The sequence below is a fragment of the Curtobacterium sp. Curtsp22 genome (assembly GCF_059492135.1).
The window spans coordinates 2,204,461-2,222,547 of the sequence record NZ_CP168519.1; the positions used below are offsets into that span (position 1 = coordinate 2,204,461).

General features: G+C 66.7%; 18 protein-coding genes, 1 tRNA gene and 1 pseudogene. 9 read left to right on the plus strand and 11 right to left on the minus strand.

Translation table 11 applies throughout. The features are described 5' to 3' along the window. The first annotated feature begins 49 nt into the window (after positions 1–49). A complete protein-coding gene (locus ACEN8D_RS10540; RefSeq protein WP_413399394.1) occupies positions 50–817 on the plus strand; it encodes an SDR family NAD(P)-dependent oxidoreductase in 768 nt (255 codons plus the stop codon). 54 nt (positions 818–871) lie between these two features. On the opposite strand, the gene ACEN8D_RS10545 is transcribed toward ACEN8D_RS10540, so the two are convergent. Then, positions 872–1,846, minus strand: a complete 975-nt coding sequence (locus ACEN8D_RS10545; protein WP_413398359.1) for a family 43 glycosylhydrolase — start codon at positions 1,844–1,846, stop codon at positions 872–874. Between the two features lie 178 nt (positions 1,847–2,024). On the opposite strand from ACEN8D_RS10545, the gene ACEN8D_RS10550 reads away from it, so the two are divergent. From ACEN8D_RS10550 to ACEN8D_RS10560, 3 genes are all read left to right on the plus strand, one after another. Beyond that, complete coding sequence (locus ACEN8D_RS10550) at positions 2,025–2,678, plus strand: nuclease-related domain-containing protein (protein ID WP_413398358.1); 654 nt, start codon at positions 2,025–2,027, stop codon at positions 2,676–2,678. A gap of 269 nt (positions 2,679–2,947) precedes the next feature. Further along, on the plus strand, positions 2,948–3,595 hold the full coding sequence (locus ACEN8D_RS10555; protein ID WP_413398357.1) for a uracil-DNA glycosylase: 648 nt from the start codon (positions 2,948–2,950) through the stop codon (positions 3,593–3,595). A gap of 36 nt (positions 3,596–3,631) precedes the next feature. Continuing rightward, the gene (locus tag ACEN8D_RS10560) at positions 3,632–4,183 is read left to right on the plus strand and encodes a hypothetical protein (protein ID WP_413398356.1); all 552 of its coding nucleotides are present in this window, start codon (positions 3,632–3,634) and stop codon (positions 4,181–4,183) included. An 818-nt stretch (positions 4,184–5,001) separates the two neighbouring features. On the opposite strand, the gene ACEN8D_RS10565 is transcribed toward ACEN8D_RS10560, so the two are convergent. From ACEN8D_RS10565 to ACEN8D_RS10595, 7 genes and pseudogenes are all read right to left on the minus strand, one after another. Further along, positions 5,002–5,940: a sce7725 family protein gene (locus tag ACEN8D_RS10565; protein WP_413398355.1), complete on the minus strand. Its 939-nt coding sequence runs from the start codon at positions 5,938–5,940 to the stop codon at positions 5,002–5,004. A gap of 52 nt (positions 5,941–5,992) precedes the next feature. Beyond that, the gene (locus tag ACEN8D_RS10570) at positions 5,993–6,871 is read right to left on the minus strand and encodes a sce7726 family protein (protein ID WP_413461417.1); all 879 of its coding nucleotides are present in this window, start codon (positions 6,869–6,871) and stop codon (positions 5,993–5,995) included. A gap of 363 nt (positions 6,872–7,234) precedes the next feature. Further along, a complete protein-coding gene (locus tag ACEN8D_RS10575; RefSeq protein ID WP_413398353.1) occupies positions 7,235–8,410 on the minus strand; it encodes a Shedu immune nuclease family protein in 1,176 nt (391 codons plus the stop codon). Between the two features lie 262 nt (positions 8,411–8,672). Further along, the gene (locus tag ACEN8D_RS10580) at positions 8,673–9,512 is read right to left on the minus strand and encodes a hypothetical protein (RefSeq protein WP_413398351.1); all 840 of its coding nucleotides are present in this window, start codon (positions 9,510–9,512) and stop codon (positions 8,673–8,675) included. Positions 9,513–10,352: 840 nt separating this feature from the next. Further along, positions 10,353–10,634, minus strand: a complete 282-nt coding sequence (locus tag ACEN8D_RS10585; protein WP_413398350.1) for a hypothetical protein — start codon at positions 10,632–10,634, stop codon at positions 10,353–10,355. A 190-nt stretch (positions 10,635–10,824) separates the two neighbouring features. Then, positions 10,825–11,966, minus strand: a pseudogene (locus tag ACEN8D_RS10590) (IS3 family transposase). Positions 11,967–12,284: 318 nt separating this feature from the next. After that, positions 12,285–12,374: transfer RNA gene (locus tag ACEN8D_RS10595), tRNA-Ser, on the minus strand. 142 nt (positions 12,375–12,516) lie between these two features. On the opposite strand from ACEN8D_RS10595, the gene ACEN8D_RS10600 reads away from it, so the two are divergent. Beyond that, positions 12,517–13,506 (plus strand): SGNH/GDSL hydrolase family protein, encoded by a 990-nt coding sequence (locus tag ACEN8D_RS10600; protein ID WP_413398349.1) that lies wholly within the window; start codon positions 12,517–12,519, stop codon positions 13,504–13,506. Between the two features lie 10 nt (positions 13,507–13,516). Then, positions 13,517–14,878, plus strand: coding sequence for a DNA repair protein RadA (gene radA, locus ACEN8D_RS10605; protein WP_413398348.1), 1,362 nt, complete (start codon positions 13,517–13,519; stop codon positions 14,876–14,878). Between the two features lie 75 nt (positions 14,879–14,953). On the opposite strand, the gene ACEN8D_RS10610 is transcribed toward radA, so the two are convergent. After that, a complete protein-coding gene (locus ACEN8D_RS10610; RefSeq protein WP_071296496.1) occupies positions 14,954–15,337 on the minus strand; it encodes an SseB family protein in 384 nt (127 codons plus the stop codon). A 304-nt stretch (positions 15,338–15,641) separates the two neighbouring features. Between ACEN8D_RS10610 and cspE the strand changes: the two genes are divergently transcribed. Beyond that, complete coding sequence (cspE, locus tag ACEN8D_RS10615; RefSeq protein WP_022907629.1) at positions 15,642–15,851, plus strand: transcription antiterminator/RNA stability regulator CspE; 210 nt, start codon at positions 15,642–15,644, stop codon at positions 15,849–15,851. Positions 15,852–16,049: 198 nt separating this feature from the next. On the opposite strand, the gene ACEN8D_RS10620 is transcribed toward cspE, so the two are convergent. Beyond that, on the minus strand, positions 16,050–16,367 hold the full coding sequence (locus ACEN8D_RS10620; RefSeq protein WP_139199321.1) for a hypothetical protein: 318 nt from the start codon (positions 16,365–16,367) through the stop codon (positions 16,050–16,052). Here ACEN8D_RS10620 and ACEN8D_RS10625 point away from each other — a divergent pair. After that, positions 16,351–16,698, plus strand: a complete 348-nt coding sequence (locus ACEN8D_RS10625) for a hypothetical protein (protein ID WP_495601004.1) — start codon at positions 16,351–16,353, stop codon at positions 16,696–16,698. The two genes, ACEN8D_RS10620 and ACEN8D_RS10625, sit on opposite strands and share 17 nt — an antisense overlap. 108 nt (positions 16,699–16,806) lie before the next feature. Here the strand turns inward: ACEN8D_RS10625 and ACEN8D_RS10630 are convergent, their stop codons facing one another. Then, positions 16,807–17,349 carry an amino-acid N-acetyltransferase gene (locus ACEN8D_RS10630; RefSeq protein ID WP_070417309.1) on the minus strand — a complete coding sequence of 181 codons (543 nt, stop codon included), beginning with the start codon at positions 17,347–17,349 and terminating at the stop codon, positions 16,807–16,809. A 74-nt stretch (positions 17,350–17,423) separates the two neighbouring features. Here ACEN8D_RS10630 and ACEN8D_RS10635 point away from each other — a divergent pair, with 74 nt between their 5' ends. After that, positions 17,424–17,876 carry an SRPBCC family protein gene (locus ACEN8D_RS10635; RefSeq protein WP_070417310.1) on the plus strand — a complete coding sequence of 151 codons (453 nt, stop codon included), beginning with the start codon at positions 17,424–17,426 and terminating at the stop codon, positions 17,874–17,876. Positions 17,877–18,087: the final 211 nt, after the last annotated feature.

The following is an 18,087-nucleotide window of genomic DNA, read 5'->3' on the forward strand; positions in this document are numbered from 1 at the left end:
CCTGTCCCCCGGAGGATCGTGGCGGACACAGGACCCACCAGGAGGAAGCATGCTGCTCGAAGGCAAGACCATCGTCGTCACCGGCGGGAACAGCGGGATCGGCGAACAGATCTGCCTCGCCGCGGCCGCCGAGGGCGCGAACATCGTCATCGACTACGTCGCTCACCCCGAGGAGACCGAGTCGCTGATCGACCGCATCGAGCAAGCCGGCGGCCACGCGGTCGGCGTCGACGCCGACATCACCAAGGCGGACGACCTGCACCGGATGGTGCAGAAGGCGGTCGACTCGTTCGGCTCGCTCGACGTCCTGGTGAATAACGCCGGCATGGAGGACCGGAAGTCGCTGCTCGAGGAGACCGAGGAGGGCTACGACAAAGTGATGGCGGTCAACATGAAGAGCGCGTTCTTCGGCACCCAGGCCGCCGCGAAGCAGTTCATCTCGCAGGGCCACGGCGGACTCGTCCTGAACATCTCGAGCGTGCACGAGGACTGGCCGATGCCCGGCAACCTGGCGTACTGCGTGTCCAAGGGCGGCATGCGGATGCTCGCGCGGAGCGGCGGGGTCGAACTCGGCCCGCACGGCGTCCGCATCGTGAACATCGCCCCCGGGGCCGTCGACACCCCCATCAACACCGCGACCACCTCCGATCCGGAGAAGCTCAAGCAGCTCGACGACGCCATCCCGCTCGGCCGCCCGGCGAAGCCGCACGAGATCGCCGAGGTCGTCGTGTTCCTGGCGTCCGGCAAGGCCGCGTACATGACGAGCACCACCGTCACGATCGACGGCGGGATCTCCCAGGGCAGCGTCGGGCTGTAGGCGCGCGGGCGCGCGGGCGCGCGGGCGCCGGCGCCGCCGGCGCCGCCGTGTCCGTCAGCTCGGAGACTCCCACGGCACCCGGGGCACACCGTCGACGAACGTCAGTTCCGTCGCCGCGATGCACCACGTGTGTCCGTCGTCCGGGTTGCCCTGGAAGAACAGGTACTCGCGCCCGTCCTCGTCGCGGAAGAAGCCCGGGTGGCCGGACTCGGAGCGGTTCCACGCCCCCTCCGGCCCCGCCGGCACGAGCGGCTCGTCGGAGCCGCGCGTCCACGTCCGGCCGTCCGGGCTCGTCGCCCACCCGATCTGCTGCGGCTGGTTGTTGTACGCGCCCGCGTAGAACACCGTGAACGTCTCGCCGTCCCACCGCAGCGCCGGCGCCTCGATGCAGTCCTGCTCCCAGGGCAGCTCCGGGGCCAGCGCCGGCCCGTCGACGGACAGCTGCTCCCAGTCGTCGCGTCCGTACGCGCTCCCCAGCGGCGCTCGTGCCGTCCCGAGCAGCTGCGTCGTCATCGTCGGGTCACGCGTCACCCACCCGAGCAGCAGCCAGTCCCCCGCGACCACCAGGTCCGCGTCGATCGCTCGACCGCAGGTCCACTCCCCCGTCGGGCGGAACACCGGGTTCTCCGGGTTCGGCGTGAAGGTCAGGCCGTCGTCGCTGACCGCGTGGCAGATCGAGTCCTCGCGGCCGCGGCCGTAGGTCTGGAAGAAGAGGTGGACGCGTCCGTCGATCACCACGGCGCCGGGCGCTGCCGCACCGCTGCGGTCGTACTCCCCGAACGACGGCAGCACGGCCACGGTACGCCACGTGACGAGGTCGTCGCTCTCGGCGATGCCGACCGACCAGCCCTCCGGCTCGTCGTCGCTCGCCGACGGGAGGGAGCAGTACAGCAGGTACCGGCCGCCGAACCGGATGACGGACGGGTCCTTCGCGTAGGGGCGCCCACGGCGGGACGTGTCGCCCCAGGGGGCGCCGAGGAGGCGCACGGCCTGCGGTGCTGGGGCGGGGTCGGGTGCGGATGTCGGCATCGCTCCACTCTGCGCCCCGGCGGCGCGCGCGGACCAGCGTGACCGCTTGTCGGACTGGAGGCGCGGCTGGCGTCCGGTGCCGCGCCTCCTGTCCGGTGGTCCGACCGTCGCGTCTCGTCCTTCGCGCGCCTCGCACTGGGGCTCGCAGACGGGGCTCGTCGTCTGCGTGGATGGGTCCATGGGGACCGACCACACGACCGGCGCCGGCGCGTCCGCGCAGCGCGAGTACGACCGCCGCAGGGCGCGCGACGACGCGACGATCCGCTCGACGTGGGGCGTGGGGCGGATCGGCACGATCGCCGTCGCACTCTCGAGCGAGCGGCAGAGCACCGCGGCGTGGAGGTCGGGCGCCGTCGGTGAGGCTGAGGTCGGACGGAGACTCGACGCCATCGCGTCCGAGCACGTCGTGGTGCTCCACGACCGGCGCATCCCCGGCTCCCGCGCGAACATCGACCACATCGTCGTCACCCGGGCCGGTGTCTGGGTCGTCGACGCCAAGCACTACCGAGGCAAGCGACCGCGGCTGGTGGTCGAGGGCGGACTGTTCCGTCCGCGCGTGGAGAAGCTCGTCGTCGGTGGCGACCGGACGAAGCTGGTGGACGGTGTCCTCCGCCAGGTGGCGCTCGTCCGGGAGCTCGTCGACCCGGTGCCCATGCACGGCGCGCTTTGCTTCGTCGGCGCGGACTGGCCGCTCGTCGGCGGGTCGTTCATCGTCCGCGGTGTCGAGGTCTGCTGGCCGGGGAAGATCGCGAAGCGGCTCGCTGCGCTCGACGGGGAGGTCGACGTGGCTGCGGTCGCGGCAGCGGTGGAGCGGCGGTTCCGGCCGGCCTGAGGCCCGACGGCCGCGGCCGCGATCGCGACTGACCGGCCCCGTCTGCGATCCTCTCCGACACGAACGGATCGGATCTGCTCGCTGACCGTCGACTGTCGGAGGCTCGACAGCTTCAGCGCCCCGCGCCCGGCGAGCACCTCGAAGAGCCCGGTGATGCCGAACATCCGGTCGCCATTCTCGTGCGTCGAGCTGATCTGCGGGTGGCCGTCCGCGGCCACCGGATTCTGCTCCCCCCATGCTCACCTTCCGCGGCTCGCTACGCTCGGCCCATGTTCCTCGATACGCCTCGTGGGTTCCGCGACCCTGCTCGCATCCTCGAGCGTGGTGACATGCTGAGGACCGCCAAGGACACATTGCCTCTCGAGGCATGGGCCCGCGACGTCGAGGACCGCCGGCGCAGACAGCAACCGGAGATCGTCCTGCCACACTTCGACCCGGCGGAGACCGGAATCCGCTCGCAAGTGCTGCTGCTGCTCGAGGCACCGGGGCCGAAGACCGTCCCCGAATGGGGAGGCTCGGGTTTCATCTCGGTCGACAACAACGATCCGACCGCCCAGAACGTCTGGCGTACGCGCGACGAAGTCGGCCTGCACCGCGGCGTCCTCGCCTGGAACATCGTGCCTTGGGTGCTCGGACGCGCGTCCGTGAAGCCGACCCCGGTGGATCTCGCGCAAGGCGCCGTCGAGCTGCGTGGCCTCCTCGCGCTCCTGCCAGACCTCCGCTGCGTCATCCTGTCTGGTCAAAAGGCTCAGGCCGGTTGGGACGAGCATCTCGACCTCACGCTTGGCGATCGCTACCGCGTGCTGCGCACGGTCCACCCGGCTGGTCAGTCGTTCGCGCAGGCCGGTGCGAAGGAGCACTTCGTCGCGACCCTGACGAAGGCGGCGACGTTCATCGACCGACCAGCCGGGGGCTGACCACAGTCGAACGGTCTCTGGTCGTAGCGTCGCGGCATGAACTGGTGGGAGGCTCCGTGGTGGGCCGGAGTACAGGGCGTCACATCCATCCTGGGCGCGCTCGCGATCTCGATCGCGGTCGCGGACTTCATGATCCGAGCAAATCGCGAGCCTCCTCGCGCCATGTCGTTCCGCGTCACGCGCGACCGAGGCTGGATCCGGGACCGATCGAACGACTGGCTCGACGTCGCTGTGACAGCTCGGCCGATGGGCGAGCACGTGCTCTACGAGCCGCGCTGGCGCGTGTGGGGCATGGACCACATCGACATCCCCGAGATGCCCCCGGTGCTCGATGTCCGCTCCGACCCGGAGACGCTCGAGTTTCGCGTTCCTCGAGACCTCCTGCCGTCGGTGTGGGTCGGCGTGGAGTGGGTCGTGCCTCGCCGCTACGGCTCCTTCGCGGGAGCCGCGCGCGCCCAGGTAGAGCAGGACGGCGCGTACGAGCGTTGGGAGATCTTCCGATGGTGGCGTTGGCCGAGAAAGGAAGCCGGTCGCTGGATCCGTGGACGCGACATCGGGAGGCGGAATCCGCTTCGTGGGCCGGTCTGATCGGGTCCTGGTCACGACTGCTGGAGACGATCGCGACGCGGCGGGCCCAACGGCGCGGGGAGCCAGTCGAATCTGAAGCTCACGCGAAGCGCGCTCGCGCCTCCGACTCGACGAGGTCGTCCTCACCCTGAAGAAGTTCTGGCGGCGGAGATTGCACCGGCGGTGCGTCGCACAGAGATTGGCCGACGAGCCCGCCGTGGAGCAGACGGCCACGGGACGGAGCGTCGGCTGAGGAGCGTGCATCTGATGTGCGCCAGAGGCACTGCTCGACGTAAGAAAAACCCCGCGTGAACGGGGTTTTTGTGGCGGTCAATTGCGTACGTTGAAGATGGGCGTGTTTCTGCCGTTTCACCGCCTTCGGAAATCTGGTGTTCCCTTGCGGGTTCCTCGGTTTTCCCCTCCGCGCACTTTCCCCGGCCAGGGCTGGGGTCGCGAGCGATGCCTCGACGGGGTCGGAGGCAAGGAGGTCTTCCTCTGGGTGCCGGGGCCGGCCTGCGCGGCCCGCGTCCACGCGCTCCGCAGCCTTCGCCGGACGCGCGGCGGGGAACAGACGAGATCTGCGGGCACCTGGAACACCCTTCGACTGCGGGATGCGCACTTGTGAGCTGCCTAGCTGCGCTACTTGCTGGAGGCAGGCGCGCCCCGTCTTCAGTCCGGGCGGACCGTGTCCACGTAGAACTCGACATCCCCGGTCCGGTTCCAGATCTCCGCCTAGCCGGTGCGGGTGACGGATGAGGTTTCGTTTGACTCTACGAGTTCGGCACTCTTCGCATCTCGCGCCCCGAGCACGAAGTTCCGGCCGGGAGCGGCTGAGCAGATCAGGTCGCCATGCGCCGGTCAACGGTTTGGACGTGGTGCACGATCTGCTGGCGCTTACTTGCTCCGAGACTCGTGTAGTCGGTACTGCGTGCTTGAGCGAGGAACGAACCGAGACCATCGGTCGCCTCGAAGAGATTGGGATCGGCGGCGGTGTCAGCGGTCAGGTCACCTAGAAGTGCCCGCCACTTCGGAGGGTAGTCGCCTCGCACACTGTCGTCGGAGACGTAGTGACGGACTCTGAGCCCATCGACGGTCATGTAGGTGAGGTGCACAGCGATCGCGACAGCGGACCCGCCACCGGTGGTGTACGTCGCGGGCAGGACTGTGAAGTCGGAGAAGCCGGCGCGGCCCGCTGCCTTCCACGTCAGAAGGTCATTGCTGAAGAACTCGTCGTTGGGGTTCGTGTAGTCGACGTTGCGGTCGCGTCCAGGGAATCGGTGGCCGATGTCGATGCTCCGCCCCGCCGGGATGTCCGGCAGGTAGGACATCGCGCTGACACCGATGTCGAACAACACGAGGTAGTCGCGGCCTTTCAAAGCGGCCGCGAGATCACTGGGCCGGATCAGCTGGGTCGTCAGAACCACGGCGACCGGGCGTGCGGGATACCTCACGAGGAAGGCCTTCAGCTCCGCAATCCCTTGACCGTCCGACTCGCGGAAAACTGGGCGAATGTGGGCAGCGTCGGCGAGGTCTGCTGCAAGGTGACCGAGTGCTGTCGCTTGGGCCGTCGGTGTAGTCAGCTTGCCTCTCGTTGGGTTGGCAACGATCATCGCCGACGCGCCTGCTGCACGAAGGATGCTGACCTTGTTGTGAAGTTGCACGGTCGTCGCGGCGGGTTCGATGAGCGGGACAACGTGCCCGCTAGCAGCGAGGCTAGGTGCAAGTTCGGCGAGGGCGAGAGCCTCCTCTTGCCGACCGTAGAGATAAGGGACGTACAAGGAGAAGCTCCGATCCGGTTCAGAGCAACTCTCGCGTTTGAGCTGAGTGGCTTCAAGCCCCCAACATGAGGGCCATCGGCTGATGCAACCGCCGGAGAAGACGCTCGCGGCCGACTCCGGAGAGTTCCGTCCCGTAGGCGAGGGCGCGAAGGCTCCTGGGGAAGCCGACCGCTCTGGTCAAACTGGCTGCAGCTCGCCCCCGCTGTCGAAGCTGCGTGACAACGAGCCGGTGCGCGTCTGCGACGTCGAGTTCACCGAAGAGTGCCCCCATACGTTCGGACAGCTGCCCAGTGGGGACGTCGGGTGTGTAGCCAATATGGTCGCGCAAGATTGCTTGCGCTTCATTTCTGCGGAGCATGCGGAACAGGTGCTCGTGGCGGATCTGGTCGAGGTTCGACGTTGCGGGGCGGACAGTGGACAATGCGCCGGACCGCCTGAGTGCGAGGATGCCCACGTGGTTGGGGACGAGAGCTTCCGCAGTAGCGGCCCTTCCGTCCGATGTGACCACGTAGACCCGGTCTGCGCGAGTGCAGTAGTCGCGGAGCTGGCCGCTCAGGCGGCTGAATTGATCGAGGTCCGTCTTGATCTCGTACACGGTGGACGTGCCGTTGAGGACCAGGAGGTCCGCTTCGGAGTCACCCATCGGCATCTCCATGATCGCTGCCGCAGTGGCAGGTCGGTGCTTGCCAAACACGATCCTCGACACGAGCGTGTTCTTGAACACATACTCGGATCGGTACGACGCAACCAGCGAACGGTGCGCCGCCTCGAACCGCTCCCCCAGCGTCGCAGTGCCGGGCACGTCGACGGTTGCTAGTGGGGCGAGCCGAGCCGCGACGCCCTCAGGTTGCTCCGCCGCGAGCGCCCGGAACACACGCGTGCTGAACACGGACGCGAGGCGTCGTGCTGACGAGGCGGGTGCGGCTGGCATGTTGCTCCTGCGACTGGACGACGGTACGTCCGTCACGTACGCGGCGAATGAAGAACCTGTCCGACAATAGACGCCCGAACCACCGCCCGCGACCATGACACCACAAGAAACTGCCACGACGAAGCGGTACACGGCTTCGCCACGCAGCTCCCTGGCCTTCGAGTCGGGCTGTTCGGCACGTCGCCGAGTTGATCAGCGTCAATACGATTCTAGGATGAGTAGTCCGAGTTGACGCGATCCTACATTACCCGCGTTATCAGACCATCTTCTTGCGAGCGAGCTTTTGCCGCCGCCGTTAGGTCGACACCATCCATTCGATCGGGCTAGTCTGCTCCGCGAGCTGCGCATATGGAGCGGCTCCGCCTACCCTTCGACGATGAATCGAGCGCGCTCGTACAGCTCGTCGAAGGTCACGATCTCGACATCGTTGTGCGCTCGCCGGAACAGCTCGAAAGACTCCATCTTTTCGCCATTCGGGCCATGGTCCGTCACAAATTGTTTCAAATGACCAATGATCAGCACCTGGCGAGGGTGGGTCGTTGAGAAATCCAGACCCGTCGGCGATCCATCGGGTAACGTTAAGGTTTCAATCTGATCTTTCAGGCTTCGAATGACCTTCCGAACGGTCTTCTGCAGCTGCGCCACGCCACCGACAAGTTCCCTGTCCGCCACCCAAACGTCAGGCTTTCGATACTGATTCGCTGCAAGGAGGTCAGTGTCATGACGCTTGATTTCGCAGAATAAGAGGGTACTTACGAGCGCGCGGGAGCGCATCAGGGCGTCGACTCGCTTGCCTGCGCCACTGAAAAGGTTTGCCCCCGTCGTGACCGTTTCGAGACCCCCGTCCCCGATGGAGTTGTGGGAAATGAGACTGAGACCGTAGCCGAAGATCCACGTTGCGCGCTCGAAGAAATCCTGCCAAAGCGCTTCAGGGGCCTTGCCCAGCCGAACCCTCTCGCTTTCGAAGTACGCCTTATCCTCGAGCAGGCGCCCAAATCGCTCGACTTCGAGCTTGCGACCGGTTATAAGGGCGATATCCCGATCTGACAACGCCGACTCTAGCGCTTGCCCCACAAGCGCCAACACCTCTGGCCTATCCCGGGATTGTAGCGATTCAAGGATAGACGCATCGGTTTGAGAGGCAGCTCGCACAACTTCAGGGCCCGAATCGATGGCCTCCAAACTGATCAGATAGTTCATCAGTTTCATGAGATTCTCGTGGCCATCAGTGGTGTCGACCGACGCTTTGATGATATGCGCAACCGCCTCGGTCTCAGTCGCACTAAGAATCTTGCCGGCTTGCGTGTCGCGCTTCCAAAACCTAAATCGTGGAGTGAAGCGATCGCCGCTGGTTATCAGCGTCACGGTAACGTATAAGCGAACGCGCGGAGATTCAGCTAGGAGAAACTGCTTGATCAGAGTTCTCCGCTCGGCGTTATAGAAGTAATTGAACGGGGAGGCCGTGGGATGGATCTCAATGTCAAGCAGCGAGTCTCTCTCGAAATCGAAGGTGTCATCTTCGCTGAATTGCCGAGCCATGTCGGCGAAACTGATCCTCGGCATCTTCCCCGCCCTTCGGGTCTTTCTCTCAAGACTCACAATCAGAAACTTGTGCCCTGAAGATTACAGCATTGCTCATCCGCTACCCGGCGAGCAAGATCCGGAGCACAACCAGATGCTCCACACTGTCATCGAATGCCGCCCCGAGGCCACCGCAGAAGCGAAGCGCTCGCCCTCGCTGCTCCTTCGAGCAAGCTCGATCAACCCGTCGGACGAGTGAGACGGTCGTCCCCACTTCAGGTCACCAGGACCAGGTTGTGTTTTGTGCTGGCGGCGGAGGAGGCGCCGGCTGGAACTCGCTGACGACGAAGGCGAGCGTGCTACCCATGAGGTTCACGATGAGTGCCGCTTCAGCATGGCTGATGCGCACGTTCTCATGTTGGCCGTGTCTGGCTCCAGGCAGCGTGCTCGCGTAGCCGTAGAGGCTCTTCAGGCCGCTTCGTAGCGCCTTCTCGTGCGGGGCGTTCCGGTCGCGGAACAGTTCATCCAGCGCACCACTAAAGGACGCGGACGGGGTCTGAGCGAGGATCTTCATTGCGGCTTCGAGGGCGTTCACCGATTCCCGGACCGCGCCGGGACGGTCAGCTGGTAGCCCATGGAGGGCCTGCAGCGCCCGCCCGTACTGTTCCCCCGCTGGCGCAAGGGCGCCGCTCAGGACGCCAAGCGTTTCCGATGCAACCTGGTCGAGGCCGAGCTCGGCAAGTGCTGGGTCGTATGCCTCGAACTCGCCACCGACGAATGTGTACGCCAGGCGTTCGCGGCTGAGCAGTTCCTCAAGCCTCCGACCGTACTGTTCTGCGTCGTGACGGCCGGAAGGCGTCAGCTTCTCCAGCAGGTCGAACACCTGCACCCAGGTTGCAGACTGGACTTCTTCTCGAAGGGAGTCCTCGATGTACGACGGTGTCCAGTCGTCACGCGGTTCCACCCCCAACGCATCACACACCCAGCGGTAGCCGCCCTTCAGTCCGTGCCGCTCTTTGGCCGTGTTGCGAAGGAACGTCCGAAGCGATGGCGGGGCAACCTCTGAGATGGTGCGGTCCGACGTGATCCCGGCCGTTTTGTGCAGGTCCCGAATGCTCACGCGGTCGAGGGTAGCTGGCCGTGCGCGGAGGCCGGGCGCCGCTGACGGTCGAGGACACACTCTCGGAGCGGTTGAACTGCAACCCTGCTGTGAGTGAGTAGTGCGGCGGTCGTCAGCTGTCGGGATGTGCGGGTGTTCCGACAAAGCCGGACGACGCGCCTGGTTGACGGTGCAATGTATCCCGTTCCCCGGCGGCAGCCCACCGGACAGATAACCCGATGCCGGAGCCGGGCCGGTGCCGAGCCAACGACACTGGCTTCGGCGTTCCAGCCGTCTGCGTCGCAAGGTGGTCCTGACGTGAGCGGCGCGTTGCCACCTTGTCTCAGTTGAGCCCCTGGCTTTGCGTCGTTCGGCGGTGACTCCTCAGGGCGTAGTAGTCACGAATGAGGAGCAACCGGCGCTGTCGGTAACGTCGAAGCTCAACCGCGAGCAGCATGGTGTGCACGGAGTGTCCTCGGCTGTTTCCTCCCAACACCAGCAGCATTGTTTGCCGCCCATCGCTCGCGCCGCGACGTCACCGCAGTCTATTGGCCGCCGCGCCCTCGCCTGCAGCCCTCGACGGAGGACGGCGATGGGTACGTGCCGGATTTGCTCGCCCTGTGCGCCGAACGTTGCCTCGGTCGACGCTCCCCCGCGGTCCGGCGCGATCCTCGAAGACGTCATGCACCATGCGGCGAATGTGGGCAGAAGGGGGTGTGGCAGCGACTAATCAGCACGGCGCCGCTTACCGCTCACGCCGCGACGGCGTCACAACACGTCACCTGCACCGGGCGGTCCACCGGTTTTGCCGCGCTCACCGCGCATCGAACGAGTGACACGGCGCCCACTGGGACCCATAAGCTAATGCTCGTAGTGTTCATGCCCATTGGACGAGGAGTTCCCATGGCCCGTTTTACGGACCACCTTCGAGAAGTTCGGGACGAGGTCGTCGCGCGCCGCGACAAACAAGTATTCGCGAACGGCTTCGACATCGCCGGGAGCCTCTGTGTTGAAGCAGTTCAGGCGCGAACGGAACCGCTGGATCAGCGGCTCCGCGACGGGACCCTGGACGCGGAAGGACAGCGCCTCCTCAGTCTCATGCGGACTCTCAAAAACGATATGGAAGACCGTCTCCGCCGCCATTGGGACGAGCGATAGGAACCGCGCGCACCAGCTAACCATCGTCGTTCGGTGAGGCCGCGGCCGTGCAGACGTGCCGGAAACACCGCGTCCGCGCCGTCCGCCTATCGCTGATGCAGTGCGGTCGCCAGAGGGCGACCGCACTGTCAGGCAAGTCGGGCGGGACTGCTGCAGGCTCGGTTGGCTCGTTCGTTTAGGCCGCGAGTGCGACCTGTGGGTTGATGATCGTCTCGTACTCAATCGGGGTCAACTTGCCGAGACCGCGCTGGCGCCGTTTCCGGTGGTAGGTGCCCTCGATCCAGGTGACGATCGCCAGTCGGAGCTCTTCCCGACTCGCCCAGCGTTTCCGGTTCAGGACGCTCTTCTACAGCAGGGCGAAGGACGATTCCATCGCCGCGTTGTCCGCGCATGCGCCGACGCGGCCCATCGATCCGACCAGGCCCGCGGCGCTCAGCGCGCGGACGAAGTTCTTCGACCGGACCGGGCTGCCCCGTTCTGAGTGCACGACCGTCCCGACTGGGTTCCGGCGCCGCACCGCCATTTGCAGGATCGAATCCGGTTGCTGATCGAATAGCCGACGATGCGGCGCGAGCACGCGTCTCTCACGGCGCAGAGGTAGAGCTTGCCTTCGCCGGTCGGATGCTCGTGATGTCAGTCAGCCATAACTTGTCGAGATCAGGTGCCGTGAACGCCCGTGGGACCCGGTCGTCGTGCATAGGAGGGCCGGCCTTGCGATTCAGGCCGCGCTTCTTCACATGCAGTGACCAGAGCCGCTGCTGCGAGCACAACCGCCACACCCGCCGTTCCGGTGCGCGATCGCCTGCAGCTCTCAGGTCGTCAGCGCTGAATCCGTACCCAAATGTCGGGCCGTCGCGATGGGCGTCGACAGCGGCGTTGGTCAGATGAGCGTCATCCCGAACACGGCTCGACACGGGACTGGCACGCCATCGATAGAACGCCTGCATCGGGAACCCCAACACCCGGCAGGCCACCGCAACCGGGATCCGGTCTGCGGCGAGTTCGAGGACCAGCGGGTAGATCACTTTGGGAGCTGAGACTGGGTGAAGTGGGCCGCTGCCCGGCGGAGGATCTCATTCTCCTGCTCGAGCAGCCGGATCCCTCTCTGCGCGTCCCGCAGCTAAGCCTGCTCGACCGCTTTCGCCGACGGCGCAGCTACAACATTGATGCCGTCGTTGCGGTCCGCGAGCCGCGACCAGCGAGCGAGACAGGAATCGGACACCGAAGTCCTTTCGCGACCTGCCGCACCGACGTCTCACCCTTCCGGGCGACCGCGATCACATCACGGCGGAACTCTTCCAGATACGCCTTCACCACGGCGCACATCCTTCCAGCAGGAGCCAACGCCCGTAGCTCTCAGGAGTCAACCGAACCTGCAGCAATCCCGAAGAAGGTCATCCGGCGACGCGACCGCGAAGGCCTGTCGACGTACAAGCGGAACTACATTCGCCGCGAGACGTACGTCAAGACGTTCGAAGACTAGGACTCCGACTACTACCAACGACGACGACCTCCCCGCGCCCTATGGGCAAGGGGAGGTCGTCGTCGTTCGTGGGTGTCAGCGCCTCCAACGAAGGAGCCCCCCGGCTCGCGCCGGGGGCTCCTTCGTTGGATTCAGATACGCAATCGACCCTGTGGCGGTACCGGTGGGATTTGAACCCACGGTGGAGTTGCCCCCACACATGTTTTCGAGACATGATCCTTCGGCCGCTCGGACACGGTACCGGGAAAGAGTTTACACGATCCAGGAGGCGCCACGCACCACCGCGCGTCGACTCCCCCTCCACAGGTGGCCGGTCCCGGACGCCCGTCCACGACTCGGTCCGGACGGATCGCGTCCCGAAGAAGTCCGCGTAACGTCCACCGCATGAGATCTCGCACGCTCATCGCACTGCTGTCGTCGGTCGTCGGTGGCCTCACCGTCCTGGGCGGCGCTGCCTTCGGCGCACGGGCCGGCGTCCGCGGCCAGCGCGCCGCCGCCCGTCGAGTCGGAGAGCTGCTGCCTGTGCACGCCGACTGGTGGCGGGAGCGTTTGCAGCACGAAGGACAGATCACGTACCTCGCGATCGGTGACTCGGCAGCGCAGGGGGTCGGTGCGAGCGAACCCCACCGCGGGTACGTAGGACTGCTCGCCCGCCGGATCCGACACCGCTCCCGGTCGTCGGTCCGCGTCGTGAACCTCAGCGTGTCCGGCTCGACGACCTGGGGCGCACGGAAGGACCAACTGCCGAAGCTCCGCAACTACACGCCCGACATCTGCACCGTGTCGATCGGCGCGAACGACATCGCCGACTTCCACCCCGACAAGTTCGAGCGGAACATCCGCGACATCTACGGCGCAGTGCCGTCGCACGCGATCGTCGCCGAGCTGCCGTGCATGTTCGTCCCCGACCGTGAGCGCAAGGTCGCCGTGGCGAACGAGATCGTGCACCGCGTGGCCGAGGAGCTCGGGCTCACGGTCGCGCCGCTGCACACCATCACCAAGCGGGTCGGTCTGCGCCGGACGTTCTTCAACAGCTACGGCGACCTGTTCCACCCGAACGACCGCGGGTACGAGATCTGGGCGAGCGCGTTCGAACCCGCGGTCGATGCTCGGGTCGACGTCGTCGCCGCGATCCGGCACTACCTGTCCGCCCGCGAAGCCGAGGACCTCGGTGCCGGAGCCGGAGCGGTGGCGACCGCCCGGGCCGAGCAGGACACCGAGGGTGCCGAGGCTCTCGACCACGCCGAACGTCCCGGTCGCATCGACCGCCTTCGGCAGCGCATGACCGGATCGGTCACCCTGCCCGACGCCGGACCCGACACGCGCGCCGACGGTCCGGACGACCGCGCGGGTGATGTCGGCGGCACCGCCTAGCCTGGCGATCATGGCGCGCGCTCAGTCCCTCTACCGCTGCACCGAGTGCGGCTGGACCAGCATCAAGTGGGTCGGCCGCTGCGGTGAGTGCCAGTCCTGGGGCACGGTCGAGGACTCCACCGCGGCCACCGCCAGCGTCCGTGGCACCAGCTCGGTGGCGGTCACGGGCAACCGCGTGGCACGGCCCATCACCGAATCCCGCGGAACGACGGCCCAGCGCTGGCAGACCGGCATCGGCGAGTTCGACCGCGTCCTCGGCGGCGGAGTGGTCCCGGGTGCGGCGGTCCTGCTGTCCGGCGAGCCCGGCGTCGGCAAGTCCACGCTCCTGCTCGAGGTCGCTTCACGAGCGGCAGCGACCGGCAAGCGCGTGCTCTACGTCAGTGCCGAGGAATCCGTCGACCAGGTCCGGCTCCGCGCCGAACGCACCGGGGCGATGCACGACGACCTCTACCTGGCAAGCGAGGTCGACCTCGGCGTCATCCTCGGCCAGATCGACCAGGTCAAGCCGGATCTCCTCATCGCCGACTCGGTGCAGACCATCTCGTCGAGCTCGATCGACGGCATCGCCGGTGGCACGTCGCAGGTGCGCGAGGTCGCCTCCACGCTGATCCGCGTCGCGAAGGACCGGGCGCTCCCGGTCCTCATCGTCGGGCACGTGACGAAGGACGGCACGATCGCCGGACCCCGCCTGCTCGAACACCTCGTCGACGTCGTGTGCCACTTCGAGGGCGACCGTCAGACTGCACTCCGGTTCGTCCGCGCGCTCAAGAACCGCTTCGGCCCCACGGACGAGGTCGGCTGCTTCGACATGGCCGGCGACGGCATCCACGAGGTCCCCGACCCCAGTGGCCTCTTCATGTCGAAGAACGGCGCGCCGGTGTCCGGTACGTGCGTGACCGTCGCGCTCGAGGGTCGCCGAGCACTCCCGGTCGAGGTGCAGGCGCTCGTCGTCCCGAGCTCGGCGCCGCAGCCGCGCCGGGTCGTGAACGGCGTCGACTCCTCCCGCGTGGCGATGCTGCTCGCGGTGCTCGAACGTCGCGCCGGCCTGAAGCTGTCGGATGCCGACGTCTACGTCTCCACGGTGGGCGGCATGAAGCTCACCGAGCCCGGCGCGGACCTCGCCATCGCACTGGCCCTCGCGAGTGCCGCCCGCGACCGCCCGTACCCGCACACGTTGGCGGCCGTCGGCGAGATCAGCCTCGCGGGCGAGATCCGTCCGACAACCGGAACGAAGCAGCGCGCGAGCGAAGCCGCACGCCTTGGCTTCACGACCGTGCTCGGCGCGGACGCTCAGCACCTCCGCGAAGCACTGCGGGTCGCGTTCTCCCTGGCCGCGAACGAGCGGGAGCGCGAACTCGATCGAGCGTTCTGACCGATCACGGCAGCACCGATCACGGCAGAGCCCGCGGTGCGACACGCCGCCGAACGACGCACACGTAAGCGCGAGTCAGGCCCGGAGCGCCGCCAGCAGGTCCTCGGGCGTCGCCTGCATCGTGTGCGGGCCCGCGATGTCGAAGAAGACGCCCTCGAGCGAGTCCAGGTGCGCGGCGATGAACTCCTCGAGCCGCGGCCCGTCGTAGACCATCACCTGCCGGACCTTCTCGTCCGGCACCATCGCCGTGTACGCGTCCGCCGACGAGAACAGCAGCAGGATGCGCTTGTCCGAGCCCTCACGCCCGAACACCCGCACCTGCATGTCCTTCTTGCCGGTGACGAGCCGGGGGACGATCACGATGTCGTTACGGAGCGCGAAGGCCACCGCCGCGACGTCCTGCTTCTCGAGCGCCGCCTCGAGCTGTTCGCTCCGGAAACGCTGTTCCTTGTCTGCCATCGGGACCCAGTCCACCAGATTCATCGACGTTCGGCGACTTCGGCTCTTCCCTTGTGGCCACAAGACTGTAGATTGGTACCAACCGCTTCGGCGGGAGTCCATCGTTCTTCCGGTGCACAGCACCTCGAGCGCCATCGGTCACTGGCCTTCCCCGGCCGCCTGGCCCCGAACCCGTTCTACCGGCCCCATGCCCGCAGGACGCATCGATCTGACGACATCCGTCGGTGGATCGGCGGTAGCGAATACCGCATCGCAAGGCAGTCGACTGCAGATGTCGACTGGCAAGAAAGTAAGGAACGCCATCATGGCATCGACCGGCACCGTCAAGTGGTTCAACAACGAAAAGGGCTTCGGCTTCATCGCCCCGGACGACGGCTCCGCTGACGTCTTCGCTCACTTCTCCGCGATCGCTGGCAACGGCTACAAGTCGCTCGAGGAGAACCAGAAGGTGGAGTTCGACATCACCGAGGGTCGCAAGGGCCCGCAGGCGGAGAACATCTCCGTCATCGGCTGATCTCCTCCAGCCCGAACGGGCCCGTCGTCCTCGTGACGACGGGCCCGTTCCCGTTCCACGACACGGTTACAGCACCGAGGACCGTGGCCTCGAGGTCTCCCCCGGACAAGCGAAAACCCCCGGAGATCCGGGGGTGTGACGCCGATCGGGCATTCCCAATCCACTTGCCTTCACCGTAGCAGGGTGAGCACCACCGGACTACCCGAGGATGAACTGCACCGACGCCTTCGACTCGATGTTCCCCACCGCCACCTCCAGGTGGTAGCTCGCACCCCCACCGGTGACCGACGGCCGTGACGAGTCGCACGTCGACGTCGACGATCGCGTCCGGTCCCAGGCGATCGCCGGCGTGGTCAGGGTCTGCCCGGCCTTGATCGTGACGTCCTGGTTGGTCCCACCGGTCTGGCAGTCCTTCGACGACCAGTACTGCTCCTCGCCGGACGAGATCGTGAGGACCTGCTGGGACGACCCGAGGTCCATGTGGCACGAGTTCGACCCGGTGTTCTTGATCGACATGGCGATCTTCGGGTCCTCGGTGGGGCCGTACGAGGTCTTGTCGACGACGGGCGTGAGCTCGATCTGTTCCTTCGCACACGTCGACCCGTCCTTGGCCGACGCCGACGCCGACGCCGAAGACGAGGCCGACGACAAGGCCGACCCTGAGGGCGAAGCGGCTGCAGAGGGCGTGGCACGCGGCGACGACGACGGCCCGGCAGACGATGCGGAGGCGGAAGAGGGAGAAGAACCCGGGTCAGCAGACGCCCCACCACGCCCGACCACGATCAGCACGACGACGACCACGATCAGCAGCAGCACCCCGATGACCATCGCACGACGGCGCCAGTAGACGCCCGGCTTCTCGGGCCCGACGGGGTGACGGAACGACGACATGCGCACAGGGTAGACAACGGCGCGAGCCCGACGAGGGAACCCCGCCGGAGGGCAGGCGAAAGCGTCAGAGGATCTTCAGCATGCGGGTGTTGCCGAGCGTGTTCGGCTTCACCCGTGCGAGGTCGAGGAACTCCGCGACCCCTTCGTCCGACGAGCGGACGAGTTCGGCGTACACCTCGGGCGAGACGACGCTCTCGCCGATCTCGAGGTACCCGTGCTTCGTGAAGAAGTCCACCTCGAACGTCAGGCAGAAGATGCGGGCGACGCCGAGTTCGCGGGCGTCGTGCTCGAGCGCCTCGAGCATGCGGTGGCCGACGCGCTTGTGGATCCAGTCGGCGTCGAGGGCGAGCGTGCGCACCTCGGCGATGTCGTCCCAGAACACGGCGAGCGCGCCGCACCCGATCGGGACGCCGTCGGGGCCTTCGGCGATCCGGAACTGCTGGATCGAACCGTAGAGCGCGACGTTCTCCTTGCCGAGCAGGATCCGCCGGTCGACGTAGGGCGAGATGAGCCGCTGGATGTGCGGGACGTCCGACGCCAGGGCCGGGCGCACCAGGATGCCGTGCTCGTCCCGTTCGTGGAACGCGTGCTTCCCGTGCTCAGTCATCTCCCTCACACTAGTGCGCCCCGGGGGACACGCCCCTGTACGGCGCCCAGCCGTGGCCGCCTACCGTCCGGGTCATGCCTCAGATCATCGAAACCGTCGACGTGAACGTCCCCGTCGCAGCTGCCTACGGCCAGTGGACCCGCTTCGAGGAGTTCCCCGAGTTCCTCGACGAGGTCGAGAAGATCGTCCAGGTCGACGACAAGACCACCGACTGGACCGTGAAGGTCGCCGGCCAGGAGCGCGAGTTCCGTGCCCTGATCACCGAGCAGCACCCCGACGAGCGGGTCGCGTGGACGGTCAAGGACGGCGAGACCGACCACGCCGGCGTCGTCACCTTCCACAAGCTGTCCGACGACGAGACCCGCGTCACCGCGCAGATCGACTGGGAGCCCTCCGGCTTCCTCGAGAAGCTCGGCGCAGCGGTCGGCGTCGGCGGTCACGCCATCAAGAAGGACCTGCAGAACTACAAGGAGCGCGTCGAGTCGGCGCCCACCGACACCGGGTGGCGGGGCGACGTGCAGGCCTGATCAGGCCGACGCACGAGACGCGACCACGGTCGGGACGGGAGGCGCAGTGCCAGCTGGCACCGCGCCCCCCGTCCGTCGTCGGCTCGCGACCACCGCACGGCGCAACCCGCCTGTTCGGCATCCCCCCACGAAATGCCGACCTGACGAACGGGCACGCGCCTGGCAGAGTGGGTGTCGCTGGCCGACGCGCTGGTTCAGTTTTACCATGTCT

Bases quoted from the DNA above. Each gene is read 5' to 3' on its own strand.
- ACEN8D_RS10540 (WP_413399394.1), top strand. From the start codon at position 50: ATGCTGCTCGAAGGCAAGACCATCGTCGTCACCGGCGGGAACAGCGGG.
- ACEN8D_RS10545 (WP_413398359.1), bottom strand. From the start codon at position 1,846: ATGCCGACATCCGCACCCGACCCCGCCCCAGCACCGCAGGCCGTGCGC.
- ACEN8D_RS10550 (WP_413398358.1), top strand. From the start codon at position 2,025: ATGGGGACCGACCACACGACCGGCGCCGGCGCGTCCGCGCAGCGCGAG.
- ACEN8D_RS10555 (WP_413398357.1), top strand. From the start codon at position 2,948: ATGTTCCTCGATACGCCTCGTGGGTTCCGCGACCCTGCTCGCATCCTC.
- ACEN8D_RS10560 (WP_413398356.1), top strand. From the start codon at position 3,632: ATGAACTGGTGGGAGGCTCCGTGGTGGGCCGGAGTACAGGGCGTCACA.
- ACEN8D_RS10570 (WP_413461417.1), bottom strand. From the start codon at position 6,871: ATGCCAGCCGCACCCGCCTCGTCAGCACGACGCCTCGCGTCCGTGTTC.
- ACEN8D_RS10575 (WP_413398353.1), bottom strand. From the start codon at position 8,410: ATGGCTCGGCAATTCAGCGAAGATGACACCTTCGATTTCGAGAGAGAC.
- ACEN8D_RS10585 (WP_413398350.1), bottom strand. From the start codon at position 10,634: ATGGCGGCGGAGACGGTCTTCCATATCGTTTTTGAGAGTCCGCATGAG.
- ACEN8D_RS10600 (WP_413398349.1), top strand. From the start codon at position 12,517: ATGAGATCTCGCACGCTCATCGCACTGCTGTCGTCGGTCGTCGGTGGC.
- radA (WP_413398348.1), top strand. From the start codon at position 13,517: ATGGCGCGCGCTCAGTCCCTCTACCGCTGCACCGAGTGCGGCTGGACC.
- ACEN8D_RS10610 (WP_071296496.1), bottom strand. From the start codon at position 15,337: ATGGCAGACAAGGAACAGCGTTTCCGGAGCGAACAGCTCGAGGCGGCG.
- cspE (WP_022907629.1), top strand. From the start codon at position 15,642: ATGGCATCGACCGGCACCGTCAAGTGGTTCAACAACGAAAAGGGCTTC.
- ACEN8D_RS10620 (WP_139199321.1), bottom strand. From the start codon at position 16,367: ATGTCGATCAAGAACACCGGGTCGAACTCGTGCCACATGGACCTCGGG.
- ACEN8D_RS10630 (WP_070417309.1), bottom strand. From the start codon at position 17,349: ATGACTGAGCACGGGAAGCACGCGTTCCACGAACGGGACGAGCACGGC.
- ACEN8D_RS10635 (WP_070417310.1), top strand. From the start codon at position 17,424: ATGCCTCAGATCATCGAAACCGTCGACGTGAACGTCCCCGTCGCAGCT.